This is a genomic window from Flavobacterium aestivum, from assembly GCF_026870175.2.
Classification (GTDB): Bacteria; Bacteroidota; Bacteroidia; order Flavobacteriales; family Flavobacteriaceae; genus Flavobacterium; species Flavobacterium aestivum.
The window spans coordinates 3,631,221-3,647,032 of record NZ_CP113977.2 but is presented as its reverse complement, the minus strand read 5'-3'; the positions used below and the strand labels follow the sequence as shown (position 1 = coordinate 3,647,032).

Below are 15,812 nucleotides of genomic sequence, written 5' to 3'. Positions count from 1 at the left end.
AATCCAGCTGTACACAATATCTTTTATGCCGAACACCGGCATAAAAGGATATTTGTTTCCATCTGGGCTATGACATTCGTTTCCGAGAACTATATAAGTGTGGTAAGTAATTTTTTCAACTGATTATTAGGGCACTATTTGTTCAAAACGGAGTATATTAAGGTATCTAGAAAACGTCCATCATAGTATTCATTTTCTACTAAATGTGCTTCTTTTACAAAACCATTTTTCAATAGAACTTTTTCTGATCCAGCGTTTTTAGGGTCTAAAACTGCTTCTATAGAATGGAGTTGCATATCTTTGAAACCATATTCAACTACTTTTTGCAAAGCTTCGGATATAATTCCTTTTCCATTATATTCAGGTAATAGCATGTAACCTACTTCGGCTCTATAGTGCTCGGGTTTAATTCTGTAATGCCCAATAATACCAATGATTTTTGGATCATTTTTCAGTTGTATTCCCCAGTTAATTCCAATGTTGTTTTCTATTTTGTCATTTAACATAGCAATAAGTTCCAAGGCTTCTTCTTTGTTTTGAAGCAATGGTCTCGGGATGTATTTCATGACTTCTTTATTAGATCGCAATTCAAAAATGTCATCAACATCATCAGCGGTTACTTGTTTCAACAATAAACGCTCGGTTTCAAGATTCGGAAAAGGGGTAAAGTTTATTTCTAACATTATTTGCTATTGTTTAAAAATTCGACAATTTTTTTATTTATAATTTCAGATTGGTCAATAGACATAAAGTGTCCGGAGTTTTTGATAACTGCAGTCTCTGCATTGGGAATGTATTTGTGCACTTTGACAAATATTTTTTCTTTATTAACAATATCATGATCGCCTATCAAAACGAGTACGGGCATTTTTAGTGATTTTAATTCTTTTTTAGAAAATAGTGACATATTCAATAGACGAGGTTTGCTGTTACCATATTTGTAAGCAAGATAAAGCTGATTTTTGAAAACACTGTCAATTTTTTCCGGATAATAGGAAAAGGCGTTAAAAAATCTATTTGTACTTTTTAGGCTTGGAAATATTTTAATATTAATTCCAGTAAGGACTTTCCCTAAATTCGCAACTCTTCCAAAGGTTTGTGCAGGGCTCAATAAGATTATTCTTTTGACTGGGATATTGGGTTGTAAGGCTAAATAGGTTGCCATCCATCCGCCTCTTGATATGCCCAATAAATTAATGTCTTCCATTTGAAAATGTTTAAAAACCTCATTATAAAATGCAGCAGCTTGTTTGTTGCTTAATTTTCTCCTGTTTGAAAGTGACTTTCCAGCTTCTAAAGGGAAGTCAATGGCATAAACTCGGTTTCCTTTGCTTAATTCTGTTACATTCGGAAACCACATGGTCGAACTGGCATCTGTACCATGAAATAAAACCAATGGTTCACCTGATTTTGGGCCACAGACAATAACGTGTGCAATACCATAATTTGTCTTTACGTCTATCTCTTCAAACGGTACATCCCATAATTTTAATGTATTGTCGTATGATTTAATGTATAATTCTTTCTTTTTTAAAGAATTAAATACATAGTCAGGGACTATTTTAAAATCAGAACAGCCCGATGTTGAGAGAATGAGCAATGACAGAAGCGGTAAATTACGCATAGTTTCTTTTATTTACGAACTTCAGTTATATGAGTTTTAGTTCAATATAAAGGTACTGTTTTCATTGGTTATAAGATTTCAATATTGAAAGCCGATTGAAAAGTTGCATTGGCTTCTAATATTTGTATACTTTCTTTTTCAAAAAGATCTCCAAATGTATTGGTGGTGTCTGAATAGCCAAACCATGGTTCAATACATATAAAAGGCGCATTTTGGGGTGTCCAAATTCCTAAATCGGGGAAATCTTTGTAGCTAACTTTTAAAATTGGATTTGAATTTCTTAAAATTGTAATCGATTTTGATTGAATTTGTTTGATAATCAAAGTATCCTTTTCGAATAGCTTACGATTTAAATGCAATTGTTTTTTATCTAATTGTATTTGCTCGGTAATATTTGAAATTAGACCATCTTCCAAGAGGGAAAGTGTCAAAGGCTCATCATTCTCAAATTCAAGGCTGTAATTTTCAAAATTTCCGGGTAAGTCAAATGCAGGATGTGCTCCAATTGAAAATGGCATTTTTGATACTCCCTTGTTGATGACTTTGTATTCAATTTTTAAAGATTTATTCTCTAAAGTATAAATTATACGCAATTCAAAATCAAACGGATATTTTTTCAAAGTTTCATCAGATGAAATTAAAGAAAAAGTAGCACTGTTTTCTTGTTTGTCAATCAATTCAAAGTTCATTTCACGAGCAAATCCATGTCTGGATAAATGATATTCAGTGTCTTTATATTGATAGGAATTGTTTTTTAGTGTGCCAACAATTGGAAACAAAATAGGGGAGTGTTTACCCCAAAATTCAGGGTTTCCACTCCAAATGTATTCCGTATTGGAATTGTCTTTTAGGGAACATAATTCAGCTCCTATATGTTTTATTTGTGCGGTAAGAATTGAGTTTGATAGAGTTGTAATCAAAATAATATCTGTTTATTGTATTTATAGCATATTGTAAAGATATTTTATATTTTAATTAAGTTGTAGAAATAATGCTAAATTCTAATCATATTCTTAATTTCATGTGGAAAATTCATTTTTTTTTCCATTAATTTGTGATTTAAAAAAAAGAAAAATATGAAAAACACCCGTTTCGGAGCCATTTTGCAACTGGCTTTACTTGTTGGAAGTGCTACTTCATGGGCACAAGAAACATCAAATGCTGCAACTCCTGCACCTGTATCAAAGTATAGCTATCAAGATGCGTTTGGACCTATATTTTATGCAAATAATGGTTCCTCTACACGATCTGCTAATGGTGCACCAGGTCATGAATATTGGCAAAACAGAGCTGATTATAAATTGACAGCCAGATTAAATGAAAAAACAAATGAAATTATTGGGTCAGAAATTGTGACCTATACCAATAATAGTTTTGATAAAATGTCTTTTGTTTGGATGTCATTGGATCAAAATTTTTTCAAATCAGATTCTAGAGGAAATGCAATTGTACCTTTAAAAGGAAGTCGTAATGGAGCTCAAGGCGAAGTATTTGATGGAGGATATAAAATAAAGTCAGTAAAAGTTGTTTCTACTAATAGAGGAAAAACGGTTGAAACTGAAGCAAAATATGTTATTTCTGATACCAGAATGCAAGTTTTTCTTCCAGATGAGTTGAAATCTAAAGGTGGAGTAGTGAAAATAAAAATTGATTTTTCATTCATTTCTCCAAAAGAAGGTTCGGACAGAATGGGGGTTTTGGATACTAAAAACGGGAAAATTTTCACCATTGCACAATGGTACCCTCGTATGTGTGTGTATGATGATTTAAGAGGTTGGAATATCAATCCATATATTGGAGCATCAGAGTTTTATCTTGAATATGGTGATTTTGATTTTAATATCACAGTTCCTTCTAATCATGTTGTAGTGAGTTCAGGAGAATTATTAAATCCAACTGCAGTTTATACGGCAGCTGAGCAAAAAAGAATTGCACAAGCTGCACAAAGTGAAAAAACAGTTATGATTCGTACTGCTGATGAGGTAAATGCTGCTGCAAAATCTGGAAGTACTTCTGAGAAAACATGGCACTTTAGAATAAAAAATTCACGTGATCTTTCTTGGGCATCATCTTCAGCATTTATATTAGATGGAGCCAGAATTAATTTGCCAAGTGGTAAAAAATCATTGGCTTTATCTGCTTATCCAGTAGAAAGCGTAGGAAAAGATGCTTGGGATCGTGCTACAGAATATACTAAGGCAGCTATTGAGCATTATTCTAAAAAATGGTTTGAATATCCTTATCCAGTTGCTACAAATGTAGCCGGAAATGAAGGAGGAATGGAATACCCTGGAATTGTTTTTTGCGGATGGCAATCTAAAGGAGAAGATTTATGGGGAGTTACAGATCATGAGTTTGGTCATGGTTGGTTTCCTATGATTGTAGGGTCTAACGAGCGTTTATTTGCTTGGATGGATGAAGGATTTAATACTTTTATTAATTCAGTAAGTTCAGCTGAATTCAATAATGGTGAGTTTAAAAAGAAACCAACAGATTTTCATCAAAATGCGGAGTATTTTACCAATCCAAAAGTAGAAACCGTTATGAGTTCTCCAGATAACATGAAAGAAAGAAATATTGGTCTTTTATGTTATTACAAACCAAGTTCAGGATTGCAAATTTTAAGAGAGCAAGTGTTAGGACAAGAACGTTTTGATACAGCTTTTAGAACTTATACTGAGCGTTGGGCTTTTAAACACCCATCTCCTGATGATTTTTTTAGAACCATGGAGAATGTGGCTGGAGAAGATTTAGGTTGGTTCTGGAGAGGTTGGTTTATAAATAACTGGCGTTTAGACCAAGGAATTAATTCTATTAAATATGTAAAAAATGATCCTGCACAAGGTGTAATAATTAATATTGAAAACTTTGAGAAAATGGCGATGCCAGTCGTTTTGGATGTGAAAACAAAAAGCGGAAAAGTTACCAGAGTTAAATTACCGGTTGAAGTTTGGCAAAAAAATGTTGATTGGTCATTCAAAGTAAATACTACTGAAGAAATAGCTAGTATTGTTCTTGATCCAGAACATGCTTTTCCAGATTCTAATGAAAGCAATAATACTTGGACTTCAGAGAAAGGTGTAATAGAGAAAGAAATAATTTTAGATAGTTATATTGGTAAATACTCTACGAAAGTAGCTCCATTGAAAATTGTAATTACCGAAAAAAATAGTACTTTATTTGCCGAGATCACTGATTATCCTAAGTTTGGGTTAACGTTTGTTTCTCAAGATGTATTTGAATCTAAAGAAGCAGGAGTTAAATTTCAATTTAATGAAGCCAAAACTGGATTTGATATGGTTATTGAAGGCGATCAAAAAATTCCTTTCGCAAGAGATTAATTTTGTTTGAGGATAAAAAAAGACTTGTAGTTTTCTACAAGTCTTTTTTTATGGTTTAATGTTATCTATGAATTTGAAATGCTATATAAATAGATTTGCATTTTAAAAATATACAATAACGATAATTTATTCTGGAATTTGTTGGCTCAAGCAATGTAAGGTCCCAAATCCCCAAATTAAATCTATGGCACTTATCCCGATAATTTCTCTATCAGGGAAGCATTCTGCCAAAATATTTAATGCATTTCTGTCATTGGCGTCATTAAACGTCGGAACCAAAACACAGTTGTTTAATATTAAGAAATTAGCATAACTGGCAGGTAAACGTAAGCCATCAAAATCTATGCGTTTTGGCATTGGTAATGCTACAATAATTGGTGATTTTCCGTTTTCTAGTTTAGCATTTTGCAATCGTTTCAAGTTATCTTGTAACGGTTTGTAGTTGCTGTCGTTTGGATCTAATTCGATTATGGTAACAATTGTGTCTTCATTTACAAATCGGCATAAATCATCGATGTGTCCGTGAGTATCATCGCCTTCAATTCCGTCGCCTAACCAAATCACATTGGTTACTCCAAGATATTCTTTGAAAACGGCTTCGTAATCTTCTTTGGTGAAATTAGGATTCCTTACCTGAATATCAGGATGCATCAAGCATTCTTCTGATGTTAGTAATGTTCCTTTTCCGTTTACATCAATAGCACCGCCTTCTACAATAACAGGTTTTCCTTTGTACATTACTTGTGTAACAGGAATATTTAGAGATTCACCTACTTTTGCAGGGATGTGTTTGTCTAAATTGATGTTTTTGTACTTGGCCCAACCGTTAAAGTTAAAATTCAATGCTTCTCTTGTGGTACCATTTTTTACAATGATTGGTCCAGAGTCACGCATCCAACTGCGATTGGTTTTCTGAATGATAAATGAAACATTGCTAATTTTTACATGTGCCATTTCTAGCATTTCATTTACTTTCGCTTTTTGGTTTTCATCGGCAACTACCAAAAAAACGATCTCGTAAGTGGCTACTTTTTTGATGAATTCTACAAAAGCCCATTGTATAGCTTCATATTTTCCAGGCCAATCTTTCCCGTTATGCGGAAAACACAATAAAATACCTTGTTGTTTTTCCCATTCTGCTGGGAATCTTCTGTTGTTTGTACTCATGATTAGTCGATTGCTCTTTTGGTAATATCTCCGAAAGCATCAACTCTTCTGTCTCTGAAGAAAGGCCAGTTCTGACGTACATTTTCCTGTAAATCCAAGTCTACTTCAGCAATTAAGATTTCCTCTTTATCATGTGAGGCTTGCGCCAAAATTTCACCTTGAGGTCCAGCAATAAATGATGATCCCCAAAACTGAATTCCAGCAGTTCCTTCAATATATTGTTCTAAACCAATTCTGTTTGCGGCAGCTACATAAACACCATTTGCCACAGCATGACCTTTCATTACGTTCATCCATGCACCGTGTTGGTTTTCGCCATATTCTTCTTTTTCAAGAGGATGCCACCCAATTGCTGTTGGGTAAAACAACACATCAGCACCTTGTAAAGCAGTTAATCGAGCTGCTTCCGGATACCATTGATCCCAACAAATTAAAGTTCCTATTTTTCCTTTTTCGGTAGGGAAGGCTTTGAATCCTATATCACCTGGAGTAAAATAGAATTTTTCATAAAAATGAGGATCGTCTGGAATATGCATTTTGCGGTATAATCCTGCTTCTGTTCCATCTGTATTGATGATATAAGCACTATTATGATAAATTCCTGCCATTCTTTTTTCGAAGAAAGGAACAATGATTACGACACCTAATTCTTTTGCTAAAGCGCTAAAAGCAATAAATGATGTGCTATACAAAGGTTCTGCTAAAGCAAAATTGTCGACATCTTCACTTTGACAAAAATAATGACTGCTGTATAATTCAGGTAGTGAAATAACTTCGGCACCTTGATTGGCGGCATCTCGCACCCAACTCAAACATTTTTTCAGGTTGTTTTCGGCGACATCATTAAGATTCAATTGAATAACCGCTATTTTGTATTTCTTCTTTGACATGGTAAAAAATTTAGACTGCAAAAATAGTTATTTTTATAAAGAGTAGGATAAACCGTTTTATAAATATTTCGTTCGTAAATTATTATTAGAATTGAATGAAATTAAGAATAAAACGGTTTCTTAGATAACAGTACAAAAGTTTAAATAATGCAAAAAGGTTATTCTTTTTGTTTTTAAAATTTGTTAATTGATGACGATGGTGTGCGTTTTAAATTCAGTTTCAGATTTTCTAAATTTTACCTGATAGCTTCCTTTAGTAGATGATTTGAATTTATATGTTGTAGTTTTTGGTTCTGGTACTCTTTTGTCGCAAATTGCTGATGGATATTTGGCTTGTACTTGTAAGCCTTTTTCTTTGTCTATTGTGACATCGATAAATTTATTGAAATCTCCGCAGCTATTATCTACAGTGAAGAGAACGTTTAGAGTGATGGTTTCGTCTACTTTTCCTGTAGTAGGTCCATTTACATCAGTTACAAAAGTATTTTTTGTGATAAGTTCCGGAGTACTTGGAGAATCATCATCTTTGTTACAGGAAGTTAAAACTGTTGCTGCGAAAAACACGAATAGAATAGATTGTAATTTAAATTTTTTCATAATAAAATTGTTTTTTGTTATATATAAATAGATACCTAAATAGGAATATGGTTGCTTTTTTAAAATGTTAAATAGGATTTTTGGGTATTAATTTTCTGAAAAACAGAATTTTGTAGATTCTTTAAAATGCTGATATATGAGGGAATCAGTAATTATCGCACAATAAAATTTAAGATTTTTTTGTATGTTATTATTGTGATCAACTCTATTTATTTGAATTCAATAGTTGTAGTTTTGTAATTCAAATTTTTAAAAACAACAATGGAAAGTGCATGAACATATAATTGGTATGTAAACACCAATGATGATATGCAAATTACATATGAGCAATAAAAAGCAGTAAATACCAACATATGAAAATACTATATACCTATATTAAAGAGCACAAAACTTTATTATTTTTGGCTCTATTTTTAGCAGCAATTAACCAATGTTTTTCTTTATGCGACTCTATTATTATTGGGAAATTGTTGAACCAATGTGGTGTTGGGGTGGCAAGTTTCAAGAATAATTTATCCGATTTTATCAAAGCAGTTTCGGGCTGGTTGGCTTTATCTTTAGGAGCCGCAATGATGTCAAGAATAGCTAAAAATTTCCAAGATTACTTTACCAACATTATCATTCAACGAACAGGGGCTAAAATGTATACTGATGGTATTCAGAAAGCACTTGAATTGCCTTTTCAGGATTTTGAAGATCAACGAAGCGGTGAAACCTTAGGGAGACTTCAGAAAGTAAAAATAGATTGCGAAAAGTTCATCACCTTGGCCATTTCGTTAGTTTTTCAAACGCTTATCGGAATTGTATTTGTGATGGGGTATGCCATTAATATCCATTGGTTACTTGGCCCAATTATTTTGGCAACAGTTCCTGTTATTGCTTTTATCAGTTCATTTTTGGGCACCAAAATCAAAAAAGTATCTAAGGAAATTCTTTTGGAAACAACTGCTTTGGCTGGTGCAACAACCGAATCGTTGCGCAATATTGAGTTAGTGAAAAGTTTAGGATTAACTGAGCAGGAAGTGAATCGCTTGAACAGTACGACTATAAAAATATTAGGATTAGAGCTAAAGAAAGTACGATTTATTCGTTCTTTGAGTTTTGTTCAAGGGACAACGGTTCATTTTATGAGAACAAGTTTAGTCTTTGCATTATACATGTTTATTTTTCAAGGAATCATTAAGCCTGGTGATTTGATTACGTTGCTATTTTTCTCTTTCTTTTTGTTTAATCCTTTGCAAGAACTGGGGAATGTTATAGCAACTTATAATGAAACAAAAGTTTCGATGGATAATTTTAGTGATTTGATGAATGCCAAACGTGAGGAGAAACCAATGCATCCCAAAACAATTGGCTCTATCAATGATTTAAGGTTTTCTAACATTTCTTTCAAACATCAAACAGCCACTGGTTATGCTGTAAAAGGAATCTCTTTTGAGGCCAAAGCTGGAGAAACAATTGCTTTTGTTGGACCATCAGGAAGTGGTAAAACAACTTTGGTGAAAATGTTGGTTGGGTTATATACTCCCGAAGATGGCGCTATTTTTTACAATAATATAAATGCCAAAGACATTGATATAACCGAATTGAGACAACAATTAGGGTTTGTGACCCAAGATTCGCAATTGTTCTCAGGAACTATAAAAGACAATTTATTGTTTGTAAAGCCTGATGCAACTGATGAAGAAATAAATGATGTATTGCAAAAATCTGCCTGTCAAAATTTATTGGCGCGTGCCGAAAATGGGTTGAATACCACTATTGGTGAAGGTGGTATTAAAGTATCGGGCGGAGAAAAACAGCGATTATCTATTGCAAGAGCACTGTTAAGAAATCCAAGATTACTGTTATTTGATGAAGCAACCTCGGCTCTTGACTCTATTACAGAAGAAGAAATCACACAAACCATTCGAAGCATATCATCTAAGCAAGACCAAATTACGGTATTAATAGCCCATCGTTTGTCTACCATTATGCATGCTGACAGAATATATGTATTAGAACAAGGTAGAGTTATTGAACAAGGAAAACACTACGATTTATTGGACGAGAAAGGACTGTATTACGCCATGTGGAGACAACAGATTGGTGAACGTAAAATGGTGGTGTAAAAAATAAAAATTTTCGAAAGAATGCTATTCATCACGGGTGAAATGAATATTTTTGATCTTCCGAAAATATTTATTTTAACCTAACTGGATTGAATGAATTTGATAAAAGCAGCGTTATCACCATTGAAAAGATCATAATCATTGGTATTCTCGTGAAGACTATAGTTTTCTGTTTTTTGCCAAAAAGTCCAAGTTTTGGATTCCCAAACAGTAGGTAATGTTAAGGTCGAATTGTAATCGGCTATCCATAAATTATAATTAGCAAAAGCAGTATCAGTCAGATAGGTGTTTGCAGTATTATTATCAGTATATAAAAGTGGTTTCCTCCCTGTTTTTTGTTCCAAAAGAGTTAGGAATTGCAATAAATTGGGTTGAATGCTTGCTTTATTGATTCCTTGATCGATGCTGAGTTCTTCAAAATCTACAATAGGAGGGAAGTCAGTAGCTGAAAGCGTTCCTATAACCGTTAGATAATGTTCTACTTGTTGCTCAGGACTATCGTCACAATGATAAAAATGATAGGCACCTCTTACGTACCCTTTTGAATGTATTGTTGACCAATTTGTGCTGAAATCAGGATCAGTATACGTAACACCTTCTGTGGCTTTACAGATTACAAAAGTGAGTGGGTCAGTTTGTTTGTTAAGCTGATTGATCTCATTTCCTTGGTATTTTGAGATGTCAATTCCGTATACGCTTAAATTATTGGATTCGGTTGTGTTTGTACTCATTGGTTTATTATTGGTTAGTTGTTGAGGTTATATGTTTTTTTTGTATAGTTTATTTGTGTTTTTTACTTTTTTACAATTATCTTTTTGAATAGGTTTACAATAGCAAGAACAATTCCCCCAATTATTAGCCCAATACCAAATTCTTTTACTGTAGAAGGAAGTTGAGGTAATATATGATGTAAGAAATCAATATTATGTACAAATATCCCACCTGCTACAAGAATTAATGCGATTGTACCAATAACGGCTAAGCTCTTTATGACTTTTGGTAACGCTTGTACCAGCAGGTTTCCAATAGTTTTAGATATACTACGTTCGTTACTACTTAATTCAATAAGCTTAAAACCCATTTCATCCATTCTTACAATAATGGCTACAATGCCATACACACCAATGGTTGCTATTAATGCAATAAAGGAAACAACAACAATTTGTGATAGGATAGGCTGGCCAATTACTGTTCCCAGAGCAATAATTACTATCTCTACCGATAAAATAAAATCAGTAACTATAGCTGATTTTATTTTTTCTTTTTCAAGAGTCAAGATTTCGGTTTCTGTTAAAGTGACCATTGTGGTTTCGGCTTTTGAATGGGAGTGAGGGAAAAAATATTCGTATACTTTTTCGGCACCTTCATAAGCCAGAAAAAGCCCTCCAAGTACTAAGATTATTATAATTGCCAAAGGAAAAAAAGCGCTTAGTAAAAAAGCTATTGGCAAAATAATTAGTTTATTGATAAAGGAACCTTTTGCAATTGCCCATAATACCGGAATTTCTCTTGAGGAAATAAACCCCGAAGCTTTTTCGGCATTTACGGCTAAATCATCACCTAAAATACCTGCTGTTTTTTTTGCTGCAATTTTGCTCATTGCCGCAACATCATCCATAATTGCTGCTATATCATCTAATAGTACGAAAAAACCTGATGCCATTCTAATTTGTTTTTTTAAAGAGAGTATTGATTTTGGTATTGTTTCCAAAATTCAATCTGCATATTTTGATTACTTATTTATGCGAAACTACTACTTTTTTGATTGCATTTTTTTATAAAGTTAGTGTTTAGAAAGACTAAATTTCTCGTCTGGTCCCAATGAGAACAAGTATTCTTAATTTTAATGTTGGAGTTCAGTAGAATTATTTTTTCTTTAAAAATAAAGCAGCTATTAATGAAATTAGAATTCCTAGAGGAAAAATTTCCAAATAAGTCAGCAAAATTATCATCAATGGATTTTTATACCATTCTTTCATTTGGTTTATTTCAACAGTTTTTGTGGCTAGCTCTTCGGATGGGGTGTTTTTTATGACCATTTCACTATATTTTTCCATAAAATCAGGGAAAAAGTTATAATAAATAACAAGCCAGGTCAAAACATATATTGTTGATATAACGAATGAAATTTTCAAGCCTGTAAAGAATGCTCTCCCAAAGGTGATTGTACCGTTATTTGTACTACGTTCTTGTTTGATACCTATTATTATGGAAACAAATGCCAAAAGCATACAGGTAAAACCTATAATTGAATTGGGTTCTTGTCCAGGATTGTTTTTCATATAAAATACCATCGAGGACATGACTATTGCAGCAATTATACCGCCAAAAATTCCGTTTTTGAAGATGTTGTTTTTCATAGATGTAAAATTTATTTGTTACTGGTTGTATATATTTCCCTTCGTTAGTTTGCTTTTTATTTTTGGTATTTAATCATGCAAGTTTTTTGTCAAAATCAATATTATAATTATAGTTTATGGGTTAGTATTTCAAAGATAAAGAAAAATTGATTTTTAAATTCTTATTTCCAGTTAGTAATTACTTGTTAAAGAAAACGGTGGGAATAATAATATTTGGTTGAATCTTACAGATGAGGTTATGAGGATTAGGTTGATTTTCTGATATTTATGATTTGTAATGTTGTTTTGTACAGATTTTTCTTTATCTTGTACCTAAATATGTAAGTTTTAATGCATTTTTTAAAATTGTATTTTATTGAATGCTTATTTTCATGTTTTAATAGAGTTAACCTTAAAATCTAACTAACAAAACCAAAAATGAAAACGACAAAAAAATTATTGCTTTTGATTGCACTAATTTCATTATGTGCTTGCAAAAAAGAGACAAAAGAGGGTGAAAAAAATGCTGATTATTCTGGTACCAAACCTACTGAGTGTTTAGCTCCAGCGGATTGGTTTACGATGGTAAACAATACCCGAAAAACCCCTCCGCCAAATGAAGGGCCAACAAGCGCATTTGCAAATAATGAAACGGTAACTAATTGCGACTTTCATCAATGGTCTTGGCAAAAGTTTCTTTATTTAACTAATGATGTAAAAGGGCACCCGTTGTTTATGGATGAACTAATTCAGGTGAATTCGTCTGGTCAAAAATTAGATAAAACTAAAGGAATTGTTTTGACAGATACTGCTCAAGCCAGTTCTACTGTAGATATTTTAAAAACACCTAATTATCCATCAGGTGTCCCACCATCCACTACGGTTTATTACTCAATATTCATGGATAAACTACTTTATGCAACAATGCTAAAGTATGGACCAATAGCAAAAAGTGATCCTACTAAACTAAAGGATGTAACTTTTCCTGTAGGTTCATTAGAACTTAAAACCTCTTGGATAAATGCAAGTGTTCTTAAAGATTCTACTTCTTATTTTATTACTAATGGAGAAATCAATGGGGTAAAAACTAGAGTAGCACTTTTGGGAATGCACGTGGTTGGAGTTGTAGAGAATCACCCTGAATTTGTATGGGCTACATTTGAACATGAAAATCTTGCACCTGCTTATGATTGGGCTAAGGCTACACCAACAACAGATGCACCAGTGACTAGCACGGTCGATTATCCTTTCTTTAATAAAAGTAGCACTGCAACGGTTAAGAACATAACTTCAAAAAATGGTATTTATACAGACGTTTTCTCTGTTTACAAATATGGTGTTCCTGTTGAAAAACAAATGAAAGGATCTTCTGATGTACAGGTTTATATGGAAACCAGTCAAAATGGTTCTGAGAACTTCGATAACATTCGCATGATCAATGCAAGTGTTAAGAAACAACTGAAAGGAGTTTGGAATAATTATTTCTACAATGGTTCACTATGGATCAATACCGAAGGATATGTAGGTACCAAACAACAGGCAGCCTTATTAGATTCTTTAAGCTATAATTTATCAGATTCTGAGCCTAAAAAACTAACAAGAGGATCCGTTGCAGCCTACAATATTACTATGGAGACCTATGTTCAGGTAGGATTTGGAAAACCATCTTCTATACATGCCAATACTGTGAGCAATCTTGTTAATTGCCTTTCGTGTCATAATACTTATTCAGAAAAAAATGTTTCGCCACTTTTTATTAGCCATGTTTTTACTGGATATGTACAAAGTCTGAATGGATTAAGCAGAAAAGAAATCAAACAAAGACATGTTGATGAAATCATGAAGCAATTTCAGTTGCGTCTAAATCTAAAAAGGAAATAATTGAATTGAACTATGATTTTTTTTGAATCATAGTTCATATTTCATTTTACAAAAAAACACAAACGGTAGTTTGTGTTTTTTTATGCCTTGTTTTGATTGTATGCTGGGTTTGTTTTTGATAGTGAGATTGCTTCGTACCTCGCAAAGACTTTGATTGTGTTTATATTATTCCCTTGTTAGGGTATTATTTCCACGCCATAAAGCCTTCATATGCAAAGTATACTACAGTCACATAGATACTGTATTTCAGTATTTTCTTTGCTACTTTATAGCTCTTGAAAAGTATTGGGTTGTAAACCGATTTGTTGAATTGTGTTTTTGTTGTCTGTTCCATGATTATTGAAGTTTAGAAAATAGATATTATTTTGAAAAAAGAGTTTTTATTTGGCTTGTCCATTCTTCAATTGCCTCTGAATTGGCTTTGTCCGCTTTGTCAAAAAAGAAATGCTGATTGATTTCAAGCCCGCAATATGAGAAAATACCCTTATCAGATATTAAAGAAAGAGCCTTGTTCATTCCAATACTTTCGTATTCGGCTTGAGATTTTCCGTGAGTGTTGATAATAGTGGTTTGTTTACCAGTAAGTAAACCTTTTTGAACGCCCTGATCATAACGATATGCAAAACCATAGCTAAAAACGCGATCAATAAATCCTTTCATTATTGCTGGCATTCCTGTCCACCAGATAGGGTAGATGAAAGTGATATGGTCTGCCCACGAAATATAATCTTGTTCTTGTTTTACATCGTCTGCAACTTTTCCCATTCGCTGCCCTTTCATGTCATCCAATGTAAGTGTTGGATTAAAATTGAGTTGATACAAATCTCTTACTTCAATTTCGTGATTTTTGTTTTGAAAACTTTCTACAGCAGTTTGCATTAGGTGATGGTTTAAACTTCCATCATTTGGGTGAGCATAAATTATTAAATGTTTCATTGTCCTATTTTTTAATGTTACAGGACAAAAGTAGAATCACAGGGTCCGCTAAAATTGTATGAAAACGAAATCGGGTTTATTCAGCGTTTGCAATACAAATTTCTTGTTGAAATTTTAGATACTTCGTAGGACTCATTTTGATGTAGTATTTAAAATCATGAATGAGTTGACTTTGGTCGTAATAGCCGCATTTGTTTATGATTTCGAACCAGTCAATTTTAGTGGATGTCGAAGCAATGTCTTGAATAAGTTTAATGGCTTTCAAAAATCGTTGATAGCGATTGATTTCTTTGGAGGAGTATCCTAAATGTTTCTTATGATTGAGTTGGATATTTCTTTCGGTTTGGTTTTGTTGGCTTGCTACTGATTTAATAGGGTTTAAGTTTGCATCATTAAAGTTTGCTAACTTTTCAGCAATTATATTTCGGTGTTTTAAGTAAGGCTTGCAAAACTCAAGTATATAATCTACACGATGGTTTATATCATTACTTTTGTTTAGTTCTGTCCACAAAGCGGTAAAACAATTTTCATCTAATAAATCGTCTGGATTTATAGGCAAATGTTCAGCAACCGATGCGTTACCGAAAAAACGGTAAAAAGCATCATCTTTAAAATTTGCCACCAAAATTTGGGAATTTGGCGGCAAAGAATAATCAAAGGCCTGTTTTATAGGTCCTAACACAAGGCATTTATCAATAATTATTTCAGTATTGTTTTTAGAGTGAAGTATGGATTTTGCTCCAAAATTAAATATCAAAATGGTTTGAAAAGAAGGCAACAATGTTTTGAATACTGTGTCAGATGAAATGTTTTCAGCATAATAGAAATGAGAAAAAACGTCTTCATACTCTGTAGGAACTGCTATTCTAAAGTTGGTATATGTATCTTTGTTTTCTATCATTTTTATGTGTCAATTGAATGTATTG

15 protein-coding genes are annotated in these 15,812 nt (G+C 32.9%); 3 read left to right on the top strand and 12 right to left on the bottom strand.

Annotated elements, in window-relative coordinates; all coding sequences use genetic code 11:
• Positions 1-134: 134 nt before the first annotated feature.
• From OZP08_RS15720 to OZP08_RS15710, 3 genes are all read right to left on the bottom strand, one after another.
• On the bottom strand, positions 135-683 hold the full coding sequence (locus OZP08_RS15720) for a GNAT family N-acetyltransferase (protein WP_268847031.1): 549 nt from the start codon (positions 681-683) through the stop codon (positions 135-137).
• Positions 683-1,624, bottom strand: a complete 942-nt coding sequence (locus OZP08_RS15715) for an alpha/beta fold hydrolase (RefSeq protein ID WP_268847030.1) — start codon at positions 1,622-1,624, stop codon at positions 683-685. The genes OZP08_RS15720 and OZP08_RS15715 overlap by 1 nt, the downstream gene beginning before the upstream one ends.
• A 68-nt stretch (positions 1,625-1,692) precedes the next feature.
• A complete protein-coding gene (locus OZP08_RS15710) occupies positions 1,693-2,544 on the bottom strand; it encodes an aldose 1-epimerase family protein (protein WP_281322287.1) in 852 nt (283 codons plus the stop codon).
• A gap of 156 nt (positions 2,545-2,700) precedes the next feature.
• On the opposite strand from OZP08_RS15710, the gene OZP08_RS15705 reads away from it, so the two are divergent.
• Positions 2,701-4,965: a M1 family metallopeptidase gene (locus OZP08_RS15705; RefSeq protein ID WP_281322286.1), complete on the top strand. Its 2,265-nt coding sequence runs from the start codon at positions 2,701-2,703 to the stop codon at positions 4,963-4,965.
• A gap of 126 nt (positions 4,966-5,091) precedes the next feature.
• Here the strand turns inward: OZP08_RS15705 and OZP08_RS15700 are convergent, their stop codons facing one another.
• The 3 genes from OZP08_RS15700 to OZP08_RS15690 form a co-directional block, all read right to left on the bottom strand.
• Positions 5,092-6,132, bottom strand: coding sequence for an agmatine deiminase family protein (locus tag OZP08_RS15700; RefSeq protein WP_268847029.1), 1,041 nt, complete (start codon positions 6,130-6,132; stop codon positions 5,092-5,094).
• A 2-nt stretch (positions 6,133-6,134) separates the two neighbouring features.
• Positions 6,135-7,022, bottom strand: a complete 888-nt coding sequence (locus tag OZP08_RS15695) for a carbon-nitrogen hydrolase (protein WP_268847028.1) — start codon at positions 7,020-7,022, stop codon at positions 6,135-6,137.
• Between the two features lie 183 nt (positions 7,023-7,205).
• Positions 7,206-7,619, bottom strand: coding sequence for a hypothetical protein (locus OZP08_RS15690; protein WP_281322285.1), 414 nt, complete (start codon positions 7,617-7,619; stop codon positions 7,206-7,208).
• A gap of 353 nt (positions 7,620-7,972) precedes the next feature.
• Between OZP08_RS15690 and OZP08_RS15685 the strand changes: the two genes are divergently transcribed.
• Positions 7,973-9,730 carry an ABC transporter ATP-binding protein gene (locus OZP08_RS15685; protein WP_268847026.1) on the top strand — a complete coding sequence of 586 codons (1,758 nt, stop codon included), beginning with the start codon at positions 7,973-7,975 and terminating at the stop codon, positions 9,728-9,730.
• Positions 9,731-9,810: 80 nt separating this feature from the next.
• Here OZP08_RS15685 and OZP08_RS15680 read toward each other — a convergent pair whose 3' ends face one another.
• The 3 genes from OZP08_RS15680 to OZP08_RS15670 form a co-directional block, all read right to left on the bottom strand.
• Entirely contained in the window at positions 9,811-10,461 is a 651-nt protein-coding gene (locus OZP08_RS15680) for a GH25 family lysozyme (RefSeq protein WP_281322284.1), read from the bottom strand.
• A gap of 62 nt (positions 10,462-10,523) precedes the next feature.
• Complete coding sequence (locus OZP08_RS15675; protein WP_268847024.1) at positions 10,524-11,393, bottom strand: DUF808 domain-containing protein; 870 nt, start codon at positions 11,391-11,393, stop codon at positions 10,524-10,526.
• A 202-nt stretch (positions 11,394-11,595) separates the two neighbouring features.
• A complete protein-coding gene (locus OZP08_RS15670) occupies positions 11,596-12,090 on the bottom strand; it encodes a DUF4199 domain-containing protein (RefSeq protein WP_268847023.1) in 495 nt (164 codons plus the stop codon).
• Between the two features lie 417 nt (positions 12,091-12,507).
• On the opposite strand from OZP08_RS15670, the gene OZP08_RS15665 reads away from it, so the two are divergent.
• The gene (locus tag OZP08_RS15665; protein WP_281322283.1) at positions 12,508-13,950 is read left to right on the top strand and encodes a hypothetical protein; all 1,443 of its coding nucleotides are present in this window, start codon (positions 12,508-12,510) and stop codon (positions 13,948-13,950) included.
• A gap of 184 nt (positions 13,951-14,134) precedes the next feature.
• Here OZP08_RS15665 and OZP08_RS15660 read toward each other — a convergent pair whose 3' ends face one another.
• The 3 genes from OZP08_RS15660 to OZP08_RS15650 form a co-directional block, all read right to left on the bottom strand.
• Entirely contained in the window at positions 14,135-14,284 is a 150-nt protein-coding gene (locus OZP08_RS15660; RefSeq protein ID WP_281322282.1) for a hypothetical protein, read from the bottom strand.
• A 26-nt stretch (positions 14,285-14,310) separates the two neighbouring features.
• Complete coding sequence (locus OZP08_RS15655; protein WP_281322281.1) at positions 14,311-14,886, bottom strand: NAD(P)H-dependent oxidoreductase; 576 nt, start codon at positions 14,884-14,886, stop codon at positions 14,311-14,313.
• Positions 14,887-14,962: 76 nt separating this feature from the next.
• The gene (locus OZP08_RS15650; protein ID WP_268847019.1) at positions 14,963-15,787 is read right to left on the bottom strand and encodes an AraC family transcriptional regulator; all 825 of its coding nucleotides are present in this window, start codon (positions 15,785-15,787) and stop codon (positions 14,963-14,965) included.
• Positions 15,788-15,812 lie beyond the last annotated feature (25 nt).